The sequence below is a fragment of the Paenibacillus sp. FSL F4-0087 genome, from assembly GCF_038020215.1.
Taxonomy (GTDB): domain Bacteria; phylum Bacillota; class Bacilli; order Paenibacillales; family Paenibacillaceae; genus Paenibacillus; species Paenibacillus taichungensis.
In genome coordinates, this window is the sequence record NZ_JBBODJ010000001.1 from 2,182,740 (window position 1) to 2,206,548 (window position 23,809).

Annotated in this window: 20 protein-coding genes and 1 riboswitch; of the genes, 8 read left to right on the forward strand and 12 right to left on the reverse strand. The window is 49.1% G+C overall.

The genetic code is table 11. The features are described 5' to 3' along the window. Window positions 1-124 precede the first annotated feature (124 nt). On the reverse strand, window positions 125-1,705 hold the full coding sequence (locus MHB84_RS10175) for a hypothetical protein (RefSeq protein WP_076290552.1): 1,581 nt from the start codon (window positions 1,703-1,705) through the stop codon (window positions 125-127). A 282-nt stretch (window positions 1,706-1,987) separates the two neighbouring features. On the opposite strand from MHB84_RS10175, the gene MHB84_RS10180 reads away from it, so the two are divergent. Then, window positions 1,988-2,326, forward strand: coding sequence for a DUF4870 domain-containing protein (locus MHB84_RS10180; RefSeq protein WP_063567894.1), 339 nt, complete (start codon window positions 1,988-1,990; stop codon window positions 2,324-2,326). Window positions 2,327-2,648: 322 nt separating this feature from the next. Here the strand turns inward: MHB84_RS10180 and MHB84_RS10185 are convergent, their stop codons facing one another. Together MHB84_RS10185 and MHB84_RS10190 are read right to left on the reverse strand one after the other, a co-directional pair. Then, window positions 2,649-4,010, reverse strand: a complete 1,362-nt coding sequence (locus MHB84_RS10185) for a nucleobase:cation symporter-2 family protein (RefSeq protein WP_076290553.1) — start codon at window positions 4,008-4,010, stop codon at window positions 2,649-2,651. Between the two features lies 1 nt (window position 4,011). Then, a complete protein-coding gene (locus MHB84_RS10190; RefSeq protein WP_063567892.1) occupies window positions 4,012-4,599 on the reverse strand; it encodes a xanthine phosphoribosyltransferase in 588 nt (195 codons plus the stop codon). A gap of 299 nt (window positions 4,600-4,898) precedes the next feature. Then, a riboswitch (purine riboswitch) is annotated at window positions 4,899-4,998 on the reverse strand. 270 nt (window positions 4,999-5,268) lie between these two features. On the opposite strand from MHB84_RS10190, the gene mscL reads away from it, so the two are divergent. Beyond that, on the forward strand, window positions 5,269-5,763 hold the full coding sequence (gene mscL / locus MHB84_RS10195) for a large conductance mechanosensitive channel protein MscL (protein WP_076290554.1): 495 nt from the start codon (window positions 5,269-5,271) through the stop codon (window positions 5,761-5,763). Window positions 5,764-6,045: 282 nt separating this feature from the next. Here the strand turns inward: mscL and MHB84_RS10200 are convergent, their stop codons facing one another. Further along, window positions 6,046-6,348 (reverse strand): hypothetical protein, encoded by a 303-nt coding sequence (locus tag MHB84_RS10200; protein WP_076290555.1) that lies wholly within the window; start codon window positions 6,346-6,348, stop codon window positions 6,046-6,048. Between the two features lie 79 nt (window positions 6,349-6,427). Between MHB84_RS10200 and MHB84_RS10205 the strand changes: the two genes are divergently transcribed. After that, a complete protein-coding gene (locus tag MHB84_RS10205; protein ID WP_076290556.1) occupies window positions 6,428-7,111 on the forward strand; it encodes an NUDIX hydrolase in 684 nt (227 codons plus the stop codon). Window positions 7,112-7,305: 194 nt separating this feature from the next. On the opposite strand, the gene MHB84_RS10210 is transcribed toward MHB84_RS10205, so the two are convergent. Both MHB84_RS10210 and MHB84_RS10215 read right to left on the reverse strand, forming a co-directional pair. Beyond that, window positions 7,306-8,097, reverse strand: a complete 792-nt coding sequence (locus tag MHB84_RS10210; RefSeq protein WP_076290557.1) for a TrmB family transcriptional regulator — start codon at window positions 8,095-8,097, stop codon at window positions 7,306-7,308. A gap of 68 nt (window positions 8,098-8,165) precedes the next feature. After that, entirely contained in the window at window positions 8,166-8,957 is a 792-nt protein-coding gene (locus MHB84_RS10215; RefSeq protein WP_076290558.1) for a zinc ribbon domain-containing protein, read from the reverse strand. Between the two features lie 350 nt (window positions 8,958-9,307). Between MHB84_RS10215 and MHB84_RS10220 the strand changes: the two genes are divergently transcribed. The 4 genes from MHB84_RS10220 (at window position 9,308) to MHB84_RS10235 (ending at window position 14,363) form a co-directional block, all read left to right on the forward strand. Further along, window positions 9,308-11,965, forward strand: a complete 2,658-nt coding sequence (locus MHB84_RS10220; protein ID WP_076290559.1) for a UvrD-helicase domain-containing protein — start codon at window positions 9,308-9,310, stop codon at window positions 11,963-11,965. Window positions 11,966-12,335: 370 nt separating this feature from the next. Beyond that, window positions 12,336-12,653, forward strand: coding sequence for a hypothetical protein (locus MHB84_RS10225; RefSeq protein ID WP_076290560.1), 318 nt, complete (start codon window positions 12,336-12,338; stop codon window positions 12,651-12,653). Between the two features lie 96 nt (window positions 12,654-12,749). Beyond that, window positions 12,750-13,118 (forward strand): hypothetical protein, encoded by a 369-nt coding sequence (locus MHB84_RS10230; RefSeq protein ID WP_053779723.1) that lies wholly within the window; start codon window positions 12,750-12,752, stop codon window positions 13,116-13,118. 204 nt (window positions 13,119-13,322) lie between these two features. Then, on the forward strand, window positions 13,323-14,363 hold the full coding sequence (locus MHB84_RS10235; protein ID WP_076290561.1) for a zinc-binding alcohol dehydrogenase family protein: 1,041 nt from the start codon (window positions 13,323-13,325) through the stop codon (window positions 14,361-14,363). Window positions 14,364-14,484: 121 nt separating this feature from the next. On the opposite strand, the gene MHB84_RS10240 is transcribed toward MHB84_RS10235, so the two are convergent. Together MHB84_RS10240 and MHB84_RS10245 are read right to left on the reverse strand one after the other, a co-directional pair. Continuing rightward, window positions 14,485-15,555 (reverse strand): Gfo/Idh/MocA family protein, encoded by a 1,071-nt coding sequence (locus tag MHB84_RS10240; protein WP_076290562.1) that lies wholly within the window; start codon window positions 15,553-15,555, stop codon window positions 14,485-14,487. Between the two features lie 38 nt (window positions 15,556-15,593). After that, a complete protein-coding gene (locus MHB84_RS10245; RefSeq protein ID WP_076290563.1) occupies window positions 15,594-16,070 on the reverse strand; it encodes a GNAT family N-acetyltransferase in 477 nt (158 codons plus the stop codon). A 295-nt stretch (window positions 16,071-16,365) separates the two neighbouring features. Between MHB84_RS10245 and MHB84_RS10250 the strand changes: the two genes are divergently transcribed. Next, window positions 16,366-17,427: a copper amine oxidase N-terminal domain-containing protein gene (locus MHB84_RS10250; protein WP_181393250.1), complete on the forward strand. Its 1,062-nt coding sequence runs from the start codon at window positions 16,366-16,368 to the stop codon at window positions 17,425-17,427. A 170-nt stretch (window positions 17,428-17,597) separates the two neighbouring features. On the opposite strand, the gene MHB84_RS10255 is transcribed toward MHB84_RS10250, so the two are convergent. From MHB84_RS10255 to MHB84_RS10270, 4 genes are all read right to left on the reverse strand, one after another. Next, entirely contained in the window at window positions 17,598-18,014 is a 417-nt protein-coding gene (locus tag MHB84_RS10255) for a RidA family protein (RefSeq protein WP_076290565.1), read from the reverse strand. A 222-nt stretch (window positions 18,015-18,236) separates the two neighbouring features. Beyond that, a complete protein-coding gene (locus tag MHB84_RS10260) occupies window positions 18,237-19,208 on the reverse strand; it encodes a M15 family metallopeptidase (protein WP_076290566.1) in 972 nt (323 codons plus the stop codon). A gap of 314 nt (window positions 19,209-19,522) precedes the next feature. Further along, on the reverse strand, window positions 19,523-20,341 hold the full coding sequence (locus MHB84_RS10265) for a hypothetical protein (protein ID WP_076290567.1): 819 nt from the start codon (window positions 20,339-20,341) through the stop codon (window positions 19,523-19,525). 52 nt (window positions 20,342-20,393) lie between these two features. Continuing rightward, complete coding sequence (locus MHB84_RS10270; protein ID WP_076290568.1) at window positions 20,394-23,597, reverse strand: DEAD/DEAH box helicase; 3,204 nt, start codon at window positions 23,595-23,597, stop codon at window positions 20,394-20,396. Window positions 23,598-23,809 lie beyond the last annotated feature (212 nt).

Here is a 23,809-nt window from a genome sequence, read left to right on the forward strand (position 1 = left end):
ATGTTCCATAATGTACACTCTCAGACTGGAGAGATGATCCTGAAGTATGGGTTCCAATATTTCCTGCTGCAAATGTACAATTGCTTCCGCTTTGTTCATTTCTCTTCCTTTCTACCACTCTTGGCTAATTCATCTTGATCTCCGCCCCGTGCATCTTCAACTCTTCTTCCAAAGTGATGGTATTGCCCTTTCCGGTTAACTCAACCTTCTCGCCTGCGATGCGAATGGTTTGCCCCGACATGACGACATCCTGACCAGCTGTAATACTGACATTCTGATCGCTTACAATCTCGATGCCATTCTCGTCACTAACCGTGATATACATTCCACCCGCCGAGATCACAATTTTATCTGGAGCCAGCATGATCTCTTTCCCATACTTGGTTCGGAATGTCTTGATGTCTGGATTTCCCATTCGGTCTTCCGGCACCGGGGGCGGGGCTACTCTGCCGCCCGTGCTTGATGTCCCTCCACCTCCAGCCGTGCCTGAACTATTACGATTGCTCCCACTTGGACTTCCCCCAGACTGTCCAGAAGCACCACCCTTTCCAATCGCTGGTGATACGGTTGAAGCCTGCTTCGGTGCAGCCGGTACAATCTCAGGATCTTGCCTTTTTACAGAGCTTATGGCAATGCCGTCTTCCTCTTTTTTGCTTGGAAAATAAATACGGATGCTATCATTCACTTCAGGCATGCAATACCAGCCCGTATTGTTCTCGGAAGCATAAATCGTTGAATAGGGAAAGAAATAGGCTGTGCTCTCGTCCTGCTGCTCATCCATATCGAGCTTCGCACGAACTTTGTCCCCCTTGACTTGAAGAACCGAAGCCTGAATGGAAGCGCCAATAATGGAAGTATTGTAACTCTTCTTATAACGAAGCCCCTCCGCTGGAAATAAGGAATATGTATGATTTAGCAAACTATCGATGAATCGGGTCTTCGCCTCACCTACAATCCACTTTTTGGATTTAAACTCTACTTCATTCCCTACTTCGAACCATTGCCTGCTGTCCGCTTCGTATACGATATAATCCGGATCTTTGACACCCGGTACCTTGTTTTCCTTGGCAGATCGATAGTCGGCAATTCGTTTGGTTGCTGTGTAATGGGATGCTTGCAATTCACCCTTATACTGGCCTTCCGGTAAGCCAAAATAAAACTTGGGTTTTCCTGAAGATGTATCCGGAACAACTCCAGTGTAGAAATGCGAAGCCATCCTTTTGATAAATTGCCAATCTGTTTCCTCATACTGCATCACAAAATCTCCGATTTTACGGCCATCTGTAGCAAAATCAATGACATCTGAACCTTCATAGGGAGAAATAATCTTGCGCACCAAATTCTTGTAGGACAGATTGGGATTTTGGAAGGAACGCTTATGCAGCTTTACATCCAATAAGTAGGTATGGGATACAGCGTCAACCATTAGTGTATGTACATCATTAATGACGTTCACTTTCACATGCAGCACCACACCGGAGAAGAACACCTTCTCATGTCCTTCGTCATCGGTAATTTTCACTTTAATATCGGTTTGGGATGTTGTTGCTTGCACATAGCTGTCTTTTCGAGCTTCCGGTATCACTGCCGTCATTCTCATTCGTGCATGTCCGTTCATCGTTTTATTCACTTCAAGGGTTTGAAGACGAACGATTTCGTAAGTTGTTACCCGAACCTGACCATATGTTGTTGCGGATATATTCATGAATAAGCCTCCTTGTATCTCAAATGAATCAATGGTTCCCCTTTATAATTGTATTTATATAATTCGGAATTTTATGGAATATTTTGAATATGTAGAAAGTCTCAAATTGAATGTGTATATACGCACTTCTATTTTCAAATGAATCTATAGTCTCACGTGGTGTTTACCTATATTGAGTGTTACATTTTCTTTGTCCATCTGGAACATTCCTTGATCAAACCGGTTCAGATCTGTCCACCTCTCTCATAACCTAGTTAAAAAGGACAAAGGAGGCTGGACCGAATGTCCCCCATGAAATCATCAAGCGGTCTGGATGAAAATATTGCCGGCATGCTCTGTTATCTATTCACTTTTGTAGGTGGAATCGTCTTTCTGGCTGTAGAGAAACGAAGCCGATTCGTTCTGTTTCATGCCCTTCAATCCGTCACGGTATTTGGCCTCATTATGGTCGGTCATGTGTTGTGTGCATTTCTCCCACTGTTTGGGCCATTGCTGGCATCACTGTTGTCCCTGCTTGGTGTGGTGGTCTGGCTTCTCATGGTGGTGACCAGTCTGCAAGGCAAATGGCTTAAGCTGCCGTGGGTCGGAGACTTTGCAGAGAAACAGATGCGGCATCTGTAGTATGTAACGCTCTATCGGCTTCCTCCCAAAGTAATTCACCCCGTGAGTCTACATAATAATCCATCTTGTTTTCGGCAAAAAAAAGAAAAAACACCGGATCTCCTGCTCTCTAACGAGCAAGGTCTCCGGTGTTTCGTTATTTCATTTATTATGCCTTCAACAACGATTCACAGGATAGATGATTCATCCCCTGAATAGTTCAGGCCGTTTAACTTTTTTATTCACAACATTTATTATTCAATCCATGAGGAATTTAAAGTTAACATAATATACATGTTGAAGGCATCGGGTAATAACAACGACGATTTAAGATCTTTACTTTTTACGCCGACTTGCCGTTATCTCCAAGGATCACATCCGCTTGACGTTCAGCCATTTTGGCAGCCGTTGCTTCAGTACCCAGACCATTAAAGAGTAAATTCATGAAAATGGCCGTAAAGCTACCTGCAATAATTCCGTTACCGAGCATAATCTGTGCCCAGTCCGGCGCACCTGCAAACAATTGAGGCACAACCGTTACTCCCAGCCCCATGCCTACAGAGCAGGCGATGATGAACAGGTTCTCATGACGGTTCAGATCAACCTGGCTGCCCAGAATACGAATACCAGACGATACTACCATACCGAACAAAGCAACCATGGCCCCGCCAAGAACAGAACCTGGAACAAGTTGTGCCAATGCAGCAATCTTCGGTACAAAGCCGATGACCACAAGTAGTCCACCCGCTACAACGATAACATCACGCGTTTTGACACGAGTCATCTGTACAAGCCCTACGTTTTGTGAATAGGTCGTGTAAGGGAATGAGTTGAAGATACCACCCAGCACAATCGCCAAACCTTCTGCACGATAGCCACGGGCCAGATCTTTGGAAGACAGGTCTTTATCCAAAATTTTGCCAAGAGCCATAAATACACCAGTGGATTCAGCTACGCTGACAATCGCCACCAGAATCATGGTCAGAATCGGTACAATCTCAAATGTCGGCGTACCAAAGTAGAATGGCTGCACGACATGGAACCAGCTTGCTTCACGAATTGGCGCAAAGTTCACTTCACCCATAAGCCCTGCTGCCACTGTGCCTACGAGAAGGCCAATCAGCACCGAGATGGAACGAACGAATCCTGTCGTGAACCGTGTCATCAGAATGATGAACACCAATACGCCGAATCCGAGCAGAAGATGAACCCCACTGCCAAAGTCCTCTGCGCCCTGACCGCCGCCGAGATCGTTGAACGCAACCGGAATCAGAGTTAGACCAATAATGGTTACTACTGATCCGGTAACGACTGGCGGAAAGAGCCGAATCAATTTGCCAAAAATGCCCGAGAACAATACAACGAATATCCCTGACGCAATGATCGCACCATAAATGGCAGACACACCGCTCTTCATCCCAATTAAAATCATCGGTGATACAGCCTGGAATGCACAGCCAAGCATGACGGGCAGCCCCACTCCGAAGAAACGATTGCCCCATACCTGAAGCAGTGTTGCCACACCACAGGCGAGCAGGTCAATCGCAATCAGATAGGTCAACTGCTCCGTTGTAAAACCAAGGGCCTTGCTGACAATAATCGGTACAACGACAGCTCCTGCATACATCGCCAGTACGTGCTGGAGACCTAGCGAGAACGTTTTGATCGGATGTCGATGCCGCTGAAAAATACGTTCGCGTGCCATATTAGATCGTGACCTCCTCGTCCGCAAACGTAACTTTCCCGTCTGACAGCGCCCCAATGCGAACCAGTGATTCCACACGGTATCCTGCTTCTTTCAGCAAGCGGCCTCCTGGTTGGAACGCCTTTTCAATCACAATGCCAATACCAACTACTTCAGCGCCTACTTGCTCCACAATGCGGGCCAGACCAAATGCTGCCTCACCATTGGCTAGAAAGTCATCAATGATCAGTACACGGTCACCAGGCTGCATGAACTTTTTCGCAACGGTAATTTCATTGGTCTCCTGCTTCGTAAAGGAGTACACCTTCTCAACCAGAATGTCTTCCGTGAGTGTAAGTGACTTCTGCTTCCGTGCAAAAATAAGCGGAACGTTGAGTTCCAGCGCAGTCATGATGCCAGGTGCGATCCCTGAGGATTCAATCGTCAGTACACGCGTAATGTTCTCCCCTTCAAAACGGCGGATGAACTCCTTACCGACTTCCTTCATCAGAACCGGGTCCATCTGGTGGTTCAGGAATGAATCCACTTTGAGTACCTGCTCGGACAGGACAATGCCTTCCTGTATTACCTTGTCTTTTAACAATTGCATCGTAATTCTTCCCCCTGTGCGCCCTCCCGTACAGAAGCCTGCATGACCTCGATCCCCGCTGTAAAAAACAAAAAGCCCGCCTTTTTACACGCTGCGGAAGAACCGGAGACGGGAAAAGACGGACTTGTACATATGTGGACAAGCCGCATGGATACTGCAAGTATAATGAAGTGGAAGAGCATGATAACAGGATAACTAGAGCAAACCTCAAACTCCCTATTCAAGAAGGGATATGAAGCTACCTGAACATCCTTTTTCAGACACACTGCCCGAGAATCATCTCTCTCCATACCTTAACAACGTTGCAGGATCTTTCCCGTAGTCCGATCATTCCGGTGATCGGGTAGAAACATGCAGGCCTATTCCTGCACATATACGAGTCGGCATATTAAATTTTTAGAGCTCCATGATTCGTTACAATGTATGATCGCGAACCTGAATGTAAAAGTATGAACGGAACTGATAATGTTAGAAGTATACCGAATCGGCGCCGTGAAATAAAGAAGTATTTTCATGGAAGTTGCGGAAACTTGTCTTAATTTGCATTAAAGGGATGATTGCTGCGGTTTTTTTATGTACAATATGAGAACGGAAGCGCGTGTCCGAACGGAGAATCGATGGAAACGCCGCCTGTATTATGAATTTATTGGGTAAAGGAGATTTGCAGACATGAAAGGCGTATTAAAGGAATTTAAAGAATTTGCTGTACGTGGCAACGTCATCGATTTGGCAGTCGGTGTCATTATCGGGGCTGCTTTTGGTAAAATTGTCACGTCCCTCGTGAATGATATTATCATGCCACCTGTAGGTAAACTGCTTGGAGGCATTGATTTCAGTCAAAAAATCATTAATCTGGATCGGGATATGCGTACTGCCAGCGGACAGGAGATCACAACACTCGCTCAAGCCAATGAGGCTGGCGCTACGGTGATTGCATATGGGCAGTTCATCAACGTGATGATTGATTTTCTCATCGTCGCTTTCTGTATTTTCATGCTGGTGAAGGGTATCAATTACATCAAAAGCAAGGAACACAAAAAGCCCGAGCCGCAAAAAACGACCAAGGCTTGCAAATACTGTCTGTCCGAAATTCCGGCTGCGGCTACTCGCTGTTCGCACTGTACTTCAGAGCTGGAAGCAGAAGGTAACAGCGCAACAGCTTAATCGATTCCATGCTTCAAGTTCATCAGAATTTAAAGTGTACCCAAACTCTATATAGAGGTCAGTAGAGGTACATTTTTATTAAAGCTTTATGTAAACAAAACTCCTGCATGATCTGTCAGCAATACTTCTTCATCCGTGTTGTTGCAATCCCGCACGGGGCGGGTGGAATCAAATCGGCTCCCACATGAAAGGTCTCACCGTAAAGGTGGGGCCTTTCTTTATCTCACAAGCAGGTATGTTGCTCTACTGTCATTATTATCTTACGCTCACTATACTTACAAACTAGAATCGACGCGGCAACAAGTGCTCCAAAATCGACTTCAAATCCCGATCTTCCTTATAAACCTCTTCCCCGGTATCGAGCTCTGTTACCCGGATATAATCAAAATTCATCGAAGCATCCACAGGTTTAAACAACAATTGGCTCTCGTCTTCCAGACGTACGTTGAATCCCATATCCTTAAACATCGTTGTTAGCTGGCTATTCGCCGGTTCCTGACCCTGTCCAACAAATATAAGACCTCTAAGACTTTTACGTTCCTGAGGTTGCGGATAAATTACCTGAAAGTGTACAATGCATTCCATAAGATGGTTCCCCTTTCGTTTAAAACACACTTTGTGAAATTTTGAACTTTAAAACTTGCTATATAAGGAGATACGTATCATGACCCCAGAACGTTTCGACATTTACGACGATCAGCAAAATTGGATAGGTACAGAGCTGCGCAGCGTGGTCCATGCCGAGGGATTCTGGCACCGTTCATTCCACTGCTGGATCGTGCGGGACGAAGGTTCACAGCGGTTGGTTCTATTTCAGCGAAGACGGGATATCAAGGATACCTTCCCCGGATGTTACGACATTACCGCAGCAGGGCATCTCACAGCCGGAGAACAGCTGCATGAAGCCAGCCGTGAGCTTGAGGAAGAACTGGGCGTTCAAGCGCCTTTTGAAACGCTGACCTACCTGTTGACGGCAAGACAGCAACTTGAAGGGCAGGTTCGCGGTGTACCGTTTATCGATCGGGAATTCAGCTCTGTCTTTGGACTGTGCTTGAACCAGTCTCTCGAAGCCTATACCTTGCAGGCAAGCGAAGTCGACAGTCTATACGAAGTACCCTTGGATGACCTGATTGCCTTGTTCCGTGGCGAAACCCATGTGATTCAAGCCGCAGGAGTTCAAGCCGTGCAGTCAGCGTCCGATCAGGTGGATCTGGCAAATAGTAACTCTGTTCCTCTTCCCGTTCAAACACGTCATTTGCGTGAGATTAGAGCAACCGAGTTCGTGCCACATGGTACGGAATATTATATCGATGTACTTGAAGCGTTAGTTCACTTGCCCAAAAACTAACCAATTTTGCCTATAACAAAGTTACGTTCATAGCTTCATTTTCTCAAAAATAGCATGAATTCATACCCTATTACATTAGCTCAACAGGGAACATTTGCTGTGATGAACATCACTGCTTCTGTTAACTAGCATGAAGAGGCGTCTGCCTCATGGCAACGCCTGCTTCCTTTAAGCATGTATTTTGGAGTTCATACTCACTCTGAAGGTACGGACCAATAACGTGCCGAGAGGTTTTGGTATCGAGGCCCGTATCGTGATTCCAGTTCCTCTCCCATATCCTGCTCCAGTTCATACAACACCAATTCCTGAGCAAAATGATTCAGCAGCAGTCCAGTCATGACCGGATGTTCTGTTACCATCGCTTGAGTGGCGCAAGACTCCCCGCGCATCCCTAACATACACCAACGACGATCGACCACTAAAGAGAACTTTCGGCCATTACCTGCCCCGTATGAAGGCAAACCAGGCCAAGGAGCGGGCTGATCCATAATACCCTCTCCACCATCACATGACCATAACAAGCGCACGCCTCTGTCTTCGGCACGCTGCAAGTCGGCACGCAACAACTCCGCTTCCTCACGCCACACGTCCACCACAATCTCATGTTTGGCCTCAGCCAGTTCACGGCTTAGATTCTCAAATACATTTTTGTCGCCTTCAATGTTGTAAAAGACCGGCTTCTCTGGCTCATGCTGCGGCATGCTGCTCTGCACATATTCAAGAGATGCACGCATCTGACCGGAAATCATGCTTGTCATTTCCTCAGGCTTCAAGACACTGTATTTTGCAGGCTCGCCTGCGCTGCAACGCAGGAATCCCCGCTGTTCCAACCGTTGCAGGGTGGCATATACATTGGAACGGGACACACCCAGCCTTTTCGCAACCTCATATCCCGAGGCCGAGCCTTGACGAGCGAGTTCCACCATTATTTTAGATTCCATCTCGGTAAACCCCAGATGACGCAAATGATGCAGCAGTTGGTCCATATTCCCGTCCCCCCATGCTGTAAGCAACCAGCGCTGCCACACAATGATTCGGCAGCGCGTCTACTGCATCAGATCTGTTCTGCTCCGCAGCGTGGGCACCATTTCGAACCCTTGGGCAGCTCTGCTGCACAAATCTGACAATTCACCATTTCGCGTGGCACTTCGGTCTGTACGTCCACCGTGTTCACGATCGGATTATTTTCTTTCCAGTACCGAATGCGCTCATCCAGCTCCTGCTGGCGCTCGCGCTCCCGTTGCATTTCTTCATCCCGACGGCGTTCCCACTCGGCATCGAATGCTTCCTTTTCCTCTTGGGTAAATTCCGTACTGTTATACTCGGATTCGGTCTCCAGGTCCGCAATGGACGGAATTACCGTGTGATACGGCTCAGCTTCCTCCAGTTCCTCTTCAACTGGTGCATCATAGATTGGTCGCTCCGGGCTTTGGGCCACGGCTGCTTCCTGTCTCGCAGGGTTTGTCGCCCCTACAGATGCTGCTGCGGGTTTGAATTCACCCAACTTGCGTCCGCATTTCGGACAGAAGTTGGCATCCAGTGAAGCGACATGTCCACACTCGCATAAGCGCTCATTTTTGAGTTGTGCAATCTTGTTGCGCAGTCCATCGATCTCATCCTGCAATTCATCGCACAGCCCTGATAGATCCACCATCTCTTTTTCGGCACGCGTCATGTCCTGTGCGCGATAACCTTCATAGAAGATACGACCCATATCTGTAAAATGGACTTCCTGTTCCTGCTGCAAGCCCACAATCTGATTATTTATTTTTCCGATTTCAACGGCGTGCTGGGCACGCTCTGTTGCTTTGTTTGCTCCGTTCTTAATCCGCTGAAGCAGTTTCATGACATCTCCTCCTCTGTCCCGTCAGAAGTTGAACCTTTTGATTCAACACCCATTTGTTCCAAAACTCATTTTCATTTGATTTTTTTATAGTATATAACTTATACGATATCATGCCAAAAAGTTGCGAAATCTCGCGTGAATGCCCGTTTTCTGCCGATGCTGGATGAATTCGGGGGCTTTCGTCAGGACCATACGTTCGGGTATAATGAAGCTTTGGCCCTACTGATCCGCCTACTTGGGCGGTTATCCCTATCATACCAATTTACAATGCGATTGTGAAAAGGGCAAATGAATTACTTTTAAGCCGGGATAGTCCTATCCCTGAATGCATATAGAGGTGGATGAATGAGATGTTAAGTCCGAACTCAACGTTTTACCCCCGTCCGCTTGGGGTTACCCCGGCAGCATCCCTGCCCCAATCCCCTTCAGCTCCGCTGGAGACCAGTAGGCAGCTCGTTGCCAGCGATGAACGGGATGCTCCTTATTTCCGCTCTCTGGAAGAGGTGGGCATCCGTCTGAACGGACCCCAGATCTCAGCGGTACGCCACGGCAAAGGCCCCCTGTTGACTCTCGCAGGAGCTGGCTGCGGCAAAACAACTGTACTGGCTGCACGAGCCGGCTACCTGATGGAGGTTAGTGGTGCTCACGCGGGAAGTATACTGCTGGTGACGTTCACGAACAAAGCTGCCACTGAGATGAAAGACCGCATCGCATCGCTGCCTGGCATTCGTCCCGCAGCCGCACGAGCGGTGCAGGCCCGTACATTCCACTCGTTCGCGTTGACGCTGCTGCGTCATTACGGCGTGCAGGAGGAGATTTTTGGTGAGTCCCGTGCGCAGCATACCGTGCTCAAGATGCTCCTGCGTCAGAATGGCATGAGTGAGGCTTTTCAGCCTGAGAGTCTGTTGGCTATGTTGTCCGCTTGGAAAATGCAAGGCTCAGAGACGAGCGATCTTCCCGAAAAATCACAGGAGGAACGAGATGCCAAACGTGTTCTCCTTGGTTATGAAGCCTGGAAGCAGGATCGCAACAAAATGGATTTTGATGATATTTTGCTACGAGCTGCCGCTCTGCTTCGTGATCCTGCTGTACTGGGTCCGCTTCAGCAGCGTTTTCAGTACATCATGGTCGATGAGTTCCAGGATACGAACAGTCTGCAATATGAAATTGTACAAAAACTGGCTGCCGCCCACCGCAACCTGATGGTTGTGGGAGACGATGACCAGACGATCTATACGTTTAATGGGGCACGGCAGGAATCCATTTTGGAATTCGATAAAGTTTACCCCGGTGCACGCATCGTGACGCTGGATATCAACTACCGCAGCGATGCGCGTATCCTGGGACTGGGCAGTGAATTGGTCGCCCGGAACAAACGAAGACGTGACAAGCGGCTGCGCGCAGCCGGACATCGTGGAGATGCGCCCCGGTTCGCAACCCCCTCCAATGCCGAGGAAGAAGCAGCTTGGGTTGTTAATCAGTTGTGTCAGCAAGTCGAGGAAGGTCTTCATACGTATCGGGATATTGCGATCCTGCATCGGACAGCCAGTAGCAGTCGGGCTATATTTGAGCAGCTTGTGTTGAAAGATGTGCCGTTTGTACAACATGGTGCTTCCCCGGTCTTCTATGACCAGTCATTGATTCGACCTTTAATGGATCATATGCGGTTGTCCCTAAATCCACGTGCTGTAGATGCTCTGCCGAGTGCGCTTGGGCCTCTCTATGTTTCCCGCGATGCCGGACTGGAGTGGATTCAACGCAGTGAAGAGCAGCAAGCGAAGAAATATCCGCTCATTCATCTGGCCAAATGGGACAAGCTAAAGCCTTTTCAACAGGAGCAGGTCAAGGAACGCATCAAGCTGATCAAATCACTGACGAAGCTGAAACCGGTGATCGCGATCCAGGAGATGCGCCGCCAGTTTTACGACAAATATATGGAAAGCGGTGATCCAAGCATCTTTACCCATTATAAGGAAACGATGCTGGAGACACTGGACGAATTCGAAGCTGCCGCCAAAAAATTCGAAACCGTTGAAGAGTTCATCCAATTCGCCGATGAACTCTCCCGCAGACACCGCGAGATGGAATCACTGCGCCGATCACAGGACAGCGATGCAGTCCAACTGATGACGATTCACCGGGCCAAGGGACTTGAATTCCCATGTGTATACTGGATCGGCGCCAGCGAAGGAATCGTACCTCACAGCACGGCACTGCGGCAGGATATCCCTGAAGACCAGAAGGCTGCTCTTACGGTGCAGCAGACGGATGCCGAACTGGACATGGCTTTGGAAGAGGAGCGACGACTCGCCTATGTCGCAATCACACGAGCCAAACAGTACTTATACGTCACTTCTCCCGCCAGTCATCACGGTAAGCCAGCAGACGTCTCCCGCTTTCTACTGGAGGCCTTCGGCATGGAGGTACCAGATAAACGCAAAAAACGCGAGGATGGACCGACTGGTAATCACGCGTCATATGGCAGCGGTAGCAGCAACTGGAAGGGTAACGGGAACACGAATGGTAAAGCTAACGGCAATGAGAGTAGAAATGGAAATGCAGCATACGCCCGTTCAGGTTCACGGCCGCAGGGACGGGATGCAGTGAGTCCAGTTCAGCGTGGTGCAGATCAGCGCAGCGCAATCCGTCAAAGTGATCGGCGTGATTTTGAAGTACTCGATGAACGCGACGAGGACCGTCTCAGTGAGCGGCGCGGCAGCGGGGTGATTCGCAATCACACGGCATTCAGCACCACGGGTATAAGTCAGACCGCTTCGTCCTCCAGCAGTTCGGGGTCGCATGCTTCAGGTGCAGAACGTACAGAGACCGTAGCGATCTGGAAGTGCAGTTCTTCCACCTGCAAAGCGTGGCTGCGCCAGAAACCGGATAGTGCTTCTGCCAAGTCATCTAAAAAGGCGACCTCTGGTCCTCCGCCCTGTCCGCTTTGTTCAGGCACCATGGAGGCCAGCACCCGGAAGGTTCCCGTAACTGGGCGGTTCGGAAGGTAACAAGCAAGTATAACCAATGCACATTATACTGAACATTATATGACGTTCAGAAGAAGAGCTGTCCCGTAAGTCATGAGTGTAGGCAGGTTGGCAGCTCTTGTTTTTTGCCTAACAAAACTAGCACACGCTATTTTTTGCTTCCATTTGCTTAGAGCTGAGGTGTAACGAATCACAGAGACCTTATTTCATCTATTTTGGCCAGTTCTAGGTCCTAAAGCCTTTTGATGCATAAATAAGGTCACTGGAGTTCGTTAAAATATGTAATCTTTGAGAATTAGCCTTTTAGTATGCGGTAGGTTCGTTAACGCTTGGAGCGAGAGGAGCATCCCTTTCGAGATAGCTCCTTTGCTCAAATTAGAAGAGGTGAGTTATGGAACTGGAAGCTGTGATTAAAGAGCGGATACAAGAAAGATTCGACATATTACAAGAACTGTATACGATATGGTTTACTGAAAATCCAGCTTGTATCGTCCCCAAAAAAAGATTCTATCCGGATGCACACATAGAGAGACAGAGAACGATCACATATTTATTGAACAAAGGATTTATTGTTGTAGATCCCGTAGAAAATGAACCGGAAATGGTTGCAGTGAGTATCACAGTTAATGGAATTGATTTTTTTGAGCAAGGTCGTTTAGATGGAAGAGGCAATGGATGGTCGGTTGTAACCGAGCACCTTGATGAGTAAGACGAAGATGAACGATTGCCATTCGTTTCAGGGCGCTTCCTGCTGTTTATTAACAGTAGAAGCGTCTTTTTTCCATTTTAGAATGGAGGTTGGATTATGCAGGACGGCAAAAAGCATTACTATGTATCGGTAACCCATAATCTCATTGAACAGACCAAGAACGAATCAACACCCTTTGAAGTCATGGTGGACGATGAACAGCTAAATCGGCTAAAAGACCTGATGAAAGTGCTGGAGGATGAAGATGCCTATACATTGCAACGAGCTCCGGTACCCTACAAATCGGCGGATCATGACGAAGCAACAGAACAATTCTCAGATGGCATGACATTGCTGTACACGTTTCTTTACGATCATGGCACTTCGGATACCCGGCAGGCGATTGAGAGCATGAATGTACTTTCACGGCTGCAAGATACGGATTATGATGATCCAGGGTATGAGAACTCACCGCTGAATAAATGAACCCTTATCATAAAGACTTCCACTCCGATGAATCCAGGCCAATGACCTGTTTCAGGAGTAACGGGAGTCTTTATTTTTTTACAATTCGGTCCCATTAGTATCATTATTGATACTATAAACCAAAAATGATACTACTGTTTATTTTTAATATTATACTATATATTTTATGTATAACTTATTTCTGCGAGGAGGATAACTATAGCGATGGGAAGTCCAATCATGATGAAAGCGTTCGGATATTACGAACCTGGGCTAGAGACGGACATACCACCATTTCAGGAGGTAGAAGTTGAGAAACCCCAACCTACAGGAAAGGATTTACTCGTTGCGGTGAAGGCTGTATCTGTTAATCCGACGGATTGGAGATCTCATCTTTCCAAACATCCGGACGATTTATCCCTGACCGTGCCTGGTCGTGATGTAGCGGGAATAGTAGTGGACATCGGCTCCGATTGCAATTTGTTCAACGTTGGTGACGAAGTGTATTATGCGGGGAGCAATATGCGACCAGGCGGACACAGCGAGTTTCATTTAGTGGATGAACAAATTGTCGGCAGAAAGCCGAAAAATCTGGATTTCGCCCAGGCGGCAGCTTTACCTCTGACAAGCCTTACGGCAGGAGAAGCTTTTTATGAACGCTTGGGCATTTCCAGAAATGCATCGGATAATGAGGGTAAAAGTATGCTTATTATCGGGGCAGCGGGAGGCGTCGGGTCGATCGCTACTCAATTAGCCAAGTTGGCTGGACTTAAAGTTATAGCAACTGCCTCTCGTCCCGAATCTGTCTCTTGGGTAAAATCAAACGGAGCAGACCATGTGATCAACCATCGTCAACCATTTGGACCACAACTTAAAGGTCTCGGACTCGCTGGTGTACATTATATTTTCGTGCTAAATCATATAGATGAGCATATGGATGAGATGGCAGAAGTTATTTTGCCGCAGGGGAAAATTTGCTCCATTTTGCCCTTCGAAAAACCACCCGAACTTCAAAAGTTATTCTCAAAAAGCGTAACGCTCGTTTGGGAAATGATGTTCACCCGCCCAATGTTCCAGACAGATGATATGATTGAACAACATCTTCTACTTAATGAAATCGCAGATCTGGTGGATGCGGGCAAGATTCATACAACGATGGCAGAGCGGATTGAACCAATTAATGCAGCTAACTTGCTGGAAGCCTACCGAAAGAGCAAATCGGGCACTGCAATTGGTAAAATCGTGTTGGAAGGGTTTGAAAAGTAAACATACATCCGTTTTGTCTGATTATGATCAATAAATTAACCAAAGGGTGTTGTCTCTCCATTGATAAGATGGAGAGACAACACCCTTTAATACCACGTTAAATTCAAATTCAATTTCTATATCAGTCCAGACGAATCTCCTGACCCTTTTCGGCTGACTCGTAAATTCCGCTCAGCATCCGAGTCGAAGCCACACCATCCGCAATGGGACTGATGGGCTCTGTACCATTTATACAACAATCTACAAAGTGATCAATCTGATTTTGGAAGGCACCGTGAATATCGAGGCCTTTATAGTCTGTCTGAGGTTCAATGTTCAAGATCGTATTGTGTTTCTCAGTGACGATTAGTGTTTGCGGCTCCAGCTCAATTCCACCACGCTCACCGTACAATCTGACTGAAGATTCTTCCCCACGTGCATGCAGGGTAAAGCTCACATCTACCGCCAAAGAAGCCCCATTCTCGAAGCGGATCAGCGCATTCGCCATATCCTCCACATTGTTCACAGCAGAACTGTAATCTGCGGCTTTGTAAAAAGAAAGATGCTCAATATGGGCACGATTTCCCAGTTTACGATACGTATTTCCACTCACCGAAACAGGTTTCGGTTTGCCCATCAGATACCAGCATTGGTCGATAATATGTACGCCAAGATCAATGAGCGGGCCACCGCCAGAACGGTTTTTGTCCGCAAACCAGCCTCCCGGATTTCCCAAGCGACGCAGGATAGAAGCTTTGGCATAATACAATTCACCAAACTCACCCGCATCAATGAAACTGCGCATCATCTGCATATTGTTGTCATACCGACGCACAAAGCCCACGACAAAAGTACATCCGCTTTTCTTCACAGCCTCTTCAATCCGCAGCGCATCTTCCACATTGGTTGCTACCGGTTTTTCCAGCAGCACATGTTTACCTGCCTCAAGGGCAGCGATAGCAAACTCGGCATGCGTATTATTCCACGTACAGATACTAACGGCATCCACATGCGGATCCTTCAGCATCTCGCGATAATCGGTGTACACGGATTGTGCATCATACTTCTCTGCAGCCGCGGCTGCACGCTGTTCGTTCAAGTCACAGATGGCGTAAATAACGGCATTCTCGTTCTTGGCATAACACCTCATATGAAGATCCGAAATGGAGCCTGTGCCAATCATGCCGATATGTAGCATTTTGCTTGTGGTCATCTTCTTCCTCCCTTCCTTTTCCAGAACATGAATATCGTCTAGTCTGCCCGGAGCATGCCTTTGTAAATCCCTGGTGTTGAATTTTCGATCTTCACGGCCCCCAGGGTCTGAGCATAGAAATCCACAGGTCCCGCCGATCCAATAATCGCGTAAGCGTAACCATCTGTCTTCATGGCATGCATACAGGCCAACAACAGCGCTGTGCCGACACCTTTGCCCCGTGCCTCCTGACTAACACCCGTTGGACCAAAGAAATTACGACACGTTGCTTCATAACAAGCGAAACCAATCATTTTCCCATGCTCAAGCGCAATATAACAAGTCACAGGTTGACGTGCAAAAGCTACATCACACTCATCCACCCAGGGCTGGCTAAAATGGGATCTCACCCAATCCAGCACAACCTGCTTCTCTGGTGCGATTGCTCTTCGGATAACAATGGAGGACTCTTCTAACTTTTTCAGTCCACTCTCTTGCTCTGGCAAATGGTAAAGCGCAACCAACATATCACTCATATGATTGCCCCCCTCCTCATATTTGGACGTACCACACCCCCATGTAATCCAGGGTTAATTCAAAGTCTGAATCACACGTTCTCCACTCATTGATCCTTAACCGCATCCTGCTTCTTATAACCGGCAATGTGGTCTGTTTTTCAAATAATAGACTAACATGCAGCTCACATTATTTACCTCAAAGTGCAACACTGGACGAAGTTGTCCCGTCTATAAGTTTGGAACGTGGCCTTAATAGGAGTTTACCGCGTCATAACCAAGATGAGAAGGGATGAAATCAACGATGAACAACAACATGAAAAAAGTTAGCGCCCTGATGGTCCTGTCCTTGGCCCTGGGCGGGGGAGCCGCATACGCAGCAAACCTGGACAGCATTCAGCCCGTCAATTCAACTTCCGTATCAGCCGATAGCAAAGGAACTGAAGCCGTAAAAGTATCTGTGAACGGTGCACCGATGACTGACGGTTATTGGAACAAGGATGGTCAAGAACCCATGATCGCACTGCGTGATCTCACAGAAGCTCTTGGCATTGAACTGAAATGGAACAAGGAAAACAAATCTGCTGAGCTGACAAAGGGTACCCTCTGGACAATTGTTACCACAGGCAAAGACCAGTATTCAGTTAATAAAATGCTGCTTAAGCTGGGAACAGCGCCTGAAATCACAAATGGCACACTGTTTGTACCCGCTTCTTTTGCAGATAAAGTACTGCACGCACAAGTGAATACAACAGGTAACCAAGTAACCATCTCCAGTGAAGAGGAAGTGAAAACCGTTACTGAGCGTGGGGTCATTACGGGAATTAACAGTGAAGGCAAGTATCAATCCATCCATATCGGCGGTGCAGGTACAGATGGTATCGTTCTTAATGTTGGTGAAGATACCGTGTTCAAATCCGCGGATGGCAAAGATATCAAGCTTACTGATCTGACCATTGGCATGAACGTGGAAGCTGAGCACTCAGAGATTGCAACCCTCAGTTTACCGCCTCAAACACCGACTTATAAAGTCACTGTACTGGATACTGCTGCTTCGGAATCCGAAGCACAACCTAAAGAAGTTTTGGGTACAGCAGGCACGATTGAAAATGTAAAAACAACAGAAAATAATGGTACTCAGATCGAGATCTCCGGCTCCCGCCTGACAGAGACAGCACCTGACCATGTTATCCTTAACATTAGCAAAGATACAGAACTGGTGAATCATCAAGGGGAAACGATCAAACCAGAGGAACTGACCAAAGGGGCCAAAGTGATTGGTTTCTATAGCCCTGTCCTGACCCGCAGCTTGCCGCCAATCGGAACGGCTTGGAAAGTAGTAATCGAAACACCAGCCGATCAACCTGAAGCGAAATAAGCTGCCATCTGCCAGAAAAGAAGGCTAGCCTAATGTATGCGTAGAGGTCAATAGAGCTAGATCTCACTATATTAATGCAGAATTAACCTTATCCCACGCTCCCTCCTTCATGGAGGTCGGGGTAAGGTTATTTCTCTATACTGCATTTTGTCTATATGTATATAACAGTTCTATTCCGTTATTTCGGCATCAACTTCAGTTTGTGCTTCAACAATCGCTTCTGCCTCAATCTCCACCATTAGCAAAGGATCAATGAGTGCACTAACCTCCACCATCGTGGCGACAGGCTGGATCTGACCAAAAAATTCACCATGAGCCTTGCCCACTTCTTCCCACCGGGAAATGTCGGTAACAAACATGCGGGTTCTCACGACATGAGACATGTCTGCTCCTAATTCTTTCAGTGCATTTTCGATGGTCTGCAAAATAAATCTCGCCTGTGCATATGGATCACCTGCTCCAACCACAACACCGTCCTGCATGGCTGTAGTACCCGCAACCTCAATTCGGTTGCCAACACGAATGGCACGGCAATATCCTACAAGCGGCTCCCATGGAGAACCGGTAAACACCTGCTGTCTGTTCATTCTGCTTTCCCTCGCTTTACATGTGATTTGAACTCCTAATTAAACATGAATTATATCAGTCTGCCGACCTGCTGAACAAGCAAATAAAATAGGATATAACTGAATTTAGCTCAAACCAATAAAACCCCTGAGTGATCTCCCATGCCTTGGACAAGGGTGAATCATTCAGGGGTTTTTTGAGATTGAGATCCTAGTCCTCAATCAAAAGAGGAAGCACCAGGCTTACAGCTTGATATTAGCCTCATCAAAGTATTCTTCAAGTGTCAGTCCACTTTTCACAACATCAGGAGCCAGATCAGTGCCGACATAACGAATATGCCATGGCTCGTACACATAGCCGGTTATCGCTTCCTCACCTTGTGGATAACGGATGATGAACCCATATTCTGCTGCATGCTCAGCCAACCACTGGCCTTCTTTCGATGTGCCAAATACCTCTTCTATGGCATTGCCTACACTTGGACTGGAAACGTCAATCGCTAGTCCGGTCTGATGTTCACTGTGGCCTGGCACAGAGCTTACACGATCCGTGTATTCTTTACCTTTGGTTTTGACATTGTTGTTATAGATCGAAACCTGACGCTGATAAGAACGATATCCAGATACCGCACGAAGCTCAATGTCGTCCGCTTTGGCACCGGCAAACAGCTTCTCCAACGCCTCGGCAGCTTCCTTGCGCATATGGCGCTTTTCATGCGGCCCGTCGAAGGAAAACGGTACGTTAGGCTCCACCAGATCATCCGGCTCGTATCCTTCTGGCAAGCTGCGCTGTTTGTTAACGATCACGGTCATCGCTTCTGAATTGGTCACTACCGCTTGTGCATCAATCGTCGTTTGCAGCGCGCTAATGCTGCGTTTCTCCATTAGGGGATCCTCTGCTGTGGCTCCATTGCCTGCGTCAGAAGAACCCTCTCCCCCAGTTGAAGCATTGCCGGAACCACTGTCCGTACCTTCATTGTTATTGTCCAAAGATGAGCTGTCATCCCCACCTGTGTTGTTGCCATCCTTGCCAGTATCCTCAGTCAAATGAACCGTGGTACCGTCCGACTCTTGTTGTGCGCTTCCTGCTGCGTTCAGATTCTGATTCTCCTCTGAGCCCGAACCGTCCTGGCAAGCGGATAACAAAGCTCCGCATATCATAAGTGAGGACAGCATAACCGCAACTTGGCGCTGTCGTCCTGTACGTAATTTCATGTAAAAACTCCTATCGCATAGTAATAATGATTGCAGTATTCGTGCATCAGGGCTTGTCTTCCCCTGCGACAGTATACCTTAAATTGCAGCGAAGCTCCACCGGTAAAGACCTCCTTGAGAGGAGGTCACTCTAAAGATATGACGGGTGTACAGCTTGTACGGTCGTTTTTTGGACTTTTAGAGCCCTATTCCAGGTTCAACGCCTTAGAGCGAATTAGAAATGTATATATCCATGTTGGATAAAAAGAAATTCGCCGATGCACATCACAAACAAGCGGGGATGATCTGAGATCTCCCCCGCTCCGAATGGTGCATCATTTGGTCGCCGGGCTGTCCTTCTTCTTCTTTTGGACAGCCTCCCACATCCGCGCAGCTACCCGCTCGCGGATCAATGCCAGCCCTGCGGTGGCAGGCACGCCTGGCAGCAGCGCCGCCAGTTCCGGCGTTGCCGGGGGTTTCCCCGGCTGCGCCAGCCGCACCTTCACGGCGCCGAAACCAGGCCCCGGCTGGTGCATGGCGCCGTCCGCGGCTGCCTCGGCGATCCACTCGCCGACGGCTGCGCCGCCTTCGCCGCCCCGCGCCTGCGGGCGGCCGGCCGTTTCGGCTGCGCGGCCGGGGCCGCTGGGATCATGGGCGAGTTCCTCCGCCCATGATCCCAGCACGCCGGCGAGCAGCGCTTCGCGCGGCAGGCCGGCGTGCGCCAGCTGCAACAGCGGCTCGGCCGCGAAGCGCGCGGCAACGGCGCGCTCAGCGGCCGAGGCATGCGCGCAGCCCGGGCGGCCGCAGGTGCACGTCGCTGCGCCGCCCGCGCTCAGCGAGCTGCCAACGGCTGTGCCCGGCACGGCCTCGCTTGGCGCATGCTGCGGCAGCAGCCCGTCGAGCTCCGCCGGGGCAGGGCCGCCGCGCAGCAGCGCGTACAGCGCCAGCGGACGCTTGCGCAGCTGTGCCAGCACAGCCTCGCGTTCAGCTTCACTGAGCTGATGCAGCGTGCCTGTTACCGTGAACAAGCCTTCGGCTGATTCGGTCTTGCCTGCGGCTGCTAATGCCTCTTTGTCTGCATTAGCAGCCGCACTTACTTCTGCTGTCCATCCACCGGGGGACATATGCAGCTCTACATTCCATTTTTCGCTCACAACAATCCCCCTTCCTGTCACTATATTTTGCATGTACTATTTATCTCGCAACCTACAGCCATGTCTCGCCCTGAAGCGAGATCAGACCGCGCAGCTCATCATCCGACATCTCGGTCAACCAGTTCTCACCGGAACCGACCACCTGCTCAGAAAGCGCCTTTTTACTCTCAATCAGCTCATCAATCCGTTCCTCCAGGGTACCCTGACAGATCAGCTTATGCACCTGTACGTTTCGATTCTGCCCAATTCGGAATACCCGGTCTGTTGCCTGATTCTCCACCGCAGGATTCCACCACCGATCGTAGTGAACGACATGACTGGCACGCGTCAGATTCAGGCCTACACCCCCGGCACGAAGAGACAGGACGAACAAGGATGGGCCCTCCCCTTTTTGGAAGGTTTCCACCATATCATCCCTTTGTGACTTCGAAACACCACCATGCAGGAAATACGGTTCTTCCTCATACCGCTGTGTAAGCCTGGATACGAGCAGTTCCCCCATCGCCACATACTGAGTGAAAATCAGCGCAGACTCCCCATTGTCACGGATCGCATCCACCAATTCCAGAAGACGTTCCATTTTGCCGGATGCCTCAGCTTTACCATGTTCCTTCCGGCTGCTGTCCGCCAGCACCGGATGATCACAGATTTGCTTCAGCTTGGTCAGTGATGACAACACAATCCCCTTACGGGCGATACCGTTTCGTCCATCCAATCCGCCCATCAGATCATCCACCACCCGCTGATACAGAACGGTCTGCTCTGGTGTCAGGGAACAATAGGATTTCAGTTCCAGCTTCTCCGGCAGATCCTTGCGGATATCCGGATCACTTTTCAGCCTGCGCAGCATAAAGGGCGATACAAGCCGATGAAGCTCGCGCAAAGAAGCTGCATTTTCTTCGGATGGGCCCAGTCCGGTATAGCGCTGGCGGAATGAAGAAGCCGTACCCAGATACCCCGGATTAAGGAATTGGAAAATGGACCACAGCTCGCTTAGTCGATTCTCCACTGGCGTACCCGTCATCGCAATGCGATGCGGCGTAGACAGACGCATGACGCTTTGCGCTTGCTTTGTGCGGTAATTTTTAATATATTGCGCCTCATCCAGCACAACGGTAGACCAGTGCAACGAAGCCAGATCCGGGCCATCCCGGCCAGCCAGATGATAGGTCGTCAGCACAATATCATGAGACTGTGCTTCTGACTGGAAGGCATTGCCGTGCAACCGTTGTCCGCCATGATGAATATATAACGACAGATTCGGGGCAAACCGCTTCAGCTCACGCTGCCAGTTCCCAAGCAGCGAGGTAGGGCACACAATAAGTGCAGGCAGATGCGCATCATGCACGTGCGGCTGTTCACCGTTCGCAGACTCTTCTTCCATCCTCATAAACGCTTCGTGCTCACGTGCTTCCTCCGCGGCAGCTTGCTGTTCCTCATGTTTCAAGTCCAGCAGGCAGGTAATAACCTGTATCGTTTTCCCCAGCCCCATATCATCGGCAAGACATACTCCGAAACCAAGCTCACGCATGGCGGATAACCATTGGTACCCCCGCTCTTGATAGGGTCTCAACTCGCCATGCAGCTCTGCCGGAACCTGCCGAGGCTCAATACTGCGGAGCACCTGTCCGTCGAGCAAAAAGGACAGCAGCCCCTCGGATTCCGCACCAAAGACGGAAAGCCCCTTCCAAGCGGTATCTTCGCCTTCTTCAGCTGCCAGATGCAGCCATTCGGAGAGTGGCATATATTGTTCTTCTTCTTTTTTCATATAACGCAGTACCTGACGAATCTCTTTTGTATCCACTTCAATCCATTCGCCGCGGAACATCACATAAGGTACCGTTGCTTCTGCAAGCGCAGCCAGCTCCTCCGCCGTAACCGGTTTGCCGTCCAGCATCGGTTCTGCCTTAAAGGCAACCAGCTGCTCCATACCCAGTGAAGAAGGGGCCCCAACCGGTCTTTCTATTCCCCGATTGAGCATCTGCAGACGTAGTCCAGCGCGGCGTTTCCCTGCACGGCTCCAGCGGGAAGGCATTAACACGGTTACGCCCGCCTTCTGCAGACGAGGCACAGCGTAGGTCAAAAATTCAAAAAAGGCTTGCTGTTCCAGTTTCATTCCTTCCGGTCGTGCATGAAGAAGCGCCGTTTCCAGCTCCGGTGCCAGTTCTGATGCATGCCCCAGCGCCATCAGGAGCTGTTCTGCAGCTGAAATATAACGTACTTTGCCTCGGTCCAGATCTCGTTCCGGATGAGCCCAGATCGTGCGTGCAGGCAATCTCAGGCCAGATTCCTGCACACTGTCTGCCCAGAAGGTAATCCCCCACAATGATTCATGATCACCAAGGGGCGGTTCCAGCCGCAGTACCAGTTTCAACTCACCTTCCGTGGGAGCCGTTTCTTCACTGCCTACCACGGGTTTCGCAGTACCGCCAGCTTCTTGCAGTGTTCCAATGAGTTCTGCCATTTCCTCTGTAGGTCCCTGCACCGTCACCGGGCGAAACATCGAGATCAGACTGTTCCACCACAGCTCTGCTACCGGAGAAGACCCACGCCGAAATGGCGTGCGGTAACGAGACAGCTCACTGTCCATGCTTTCCATCTCACCCGTAACAACCGCATGGATCATTCCGCTCATAAATGAAAATAATACGGCCGCTCCCGCTTCCTCCCGTGATTCCGGTTCAGAAGATGCGTATGCTCCGGGAGCAGACAATCCGATCGGCGGCATAGATTCCGCCAACTCCCGGAATCGTTCTACATCTGCTTCCTGCAACAGACGTGGACGCCATACGCCTGTCAACGTTTCCTGTCCGGTGCGACGACGCGCCCCCGTCTTGGCCGCAAACTCAGCGGACGGAGCAAATTCTCCGCGCAGCAGCAGTTCCTGTGTAAACTGTGCTGCTTTTACCCAGTATCGAATCTCTTCTCCGGCCTGAATTCCTGCCGCATTCAATATACTGTCGTCCCAATGGAGCAGCAGCTTGAATGTATCTTTGGGCGAGATTGCGAGCCCTTCCAACGTCCGTCCGAGCAATTGACGTCGCTTCGTACCCTTCGCTTCCGCGGCATTACGCATCGGATTGGGCCAACGAAGCTCCGCAAGACGCAGAGCGGCAGGCTGAAACAGACGACCCCCGTCGCCAAAATTCAGCTTCCGTACCACGTGGCTCCACGCATCCACACGTGGTTCCGATGTTTCACCGGAAAAACAAAAAAATACGTCACCAAGCCATACTCCATACAGCGATTGCATCATTACAGTCTCCCGTCATCCCTTCGCATTGTTACTCTCCATCATATACGAAAATGCTCGGATTTAAAAACTTTTACGGATAAAAAGTGCTACATTACTTCGAAAAACCATCTTCAAACCACTTCATACTATATTATGTATGCCTGTTAAAAGGTGAAACACACCGCTTCATTGCATTCAAGGATAGGGTGATCACAATAAAAAATGCCCCTAAC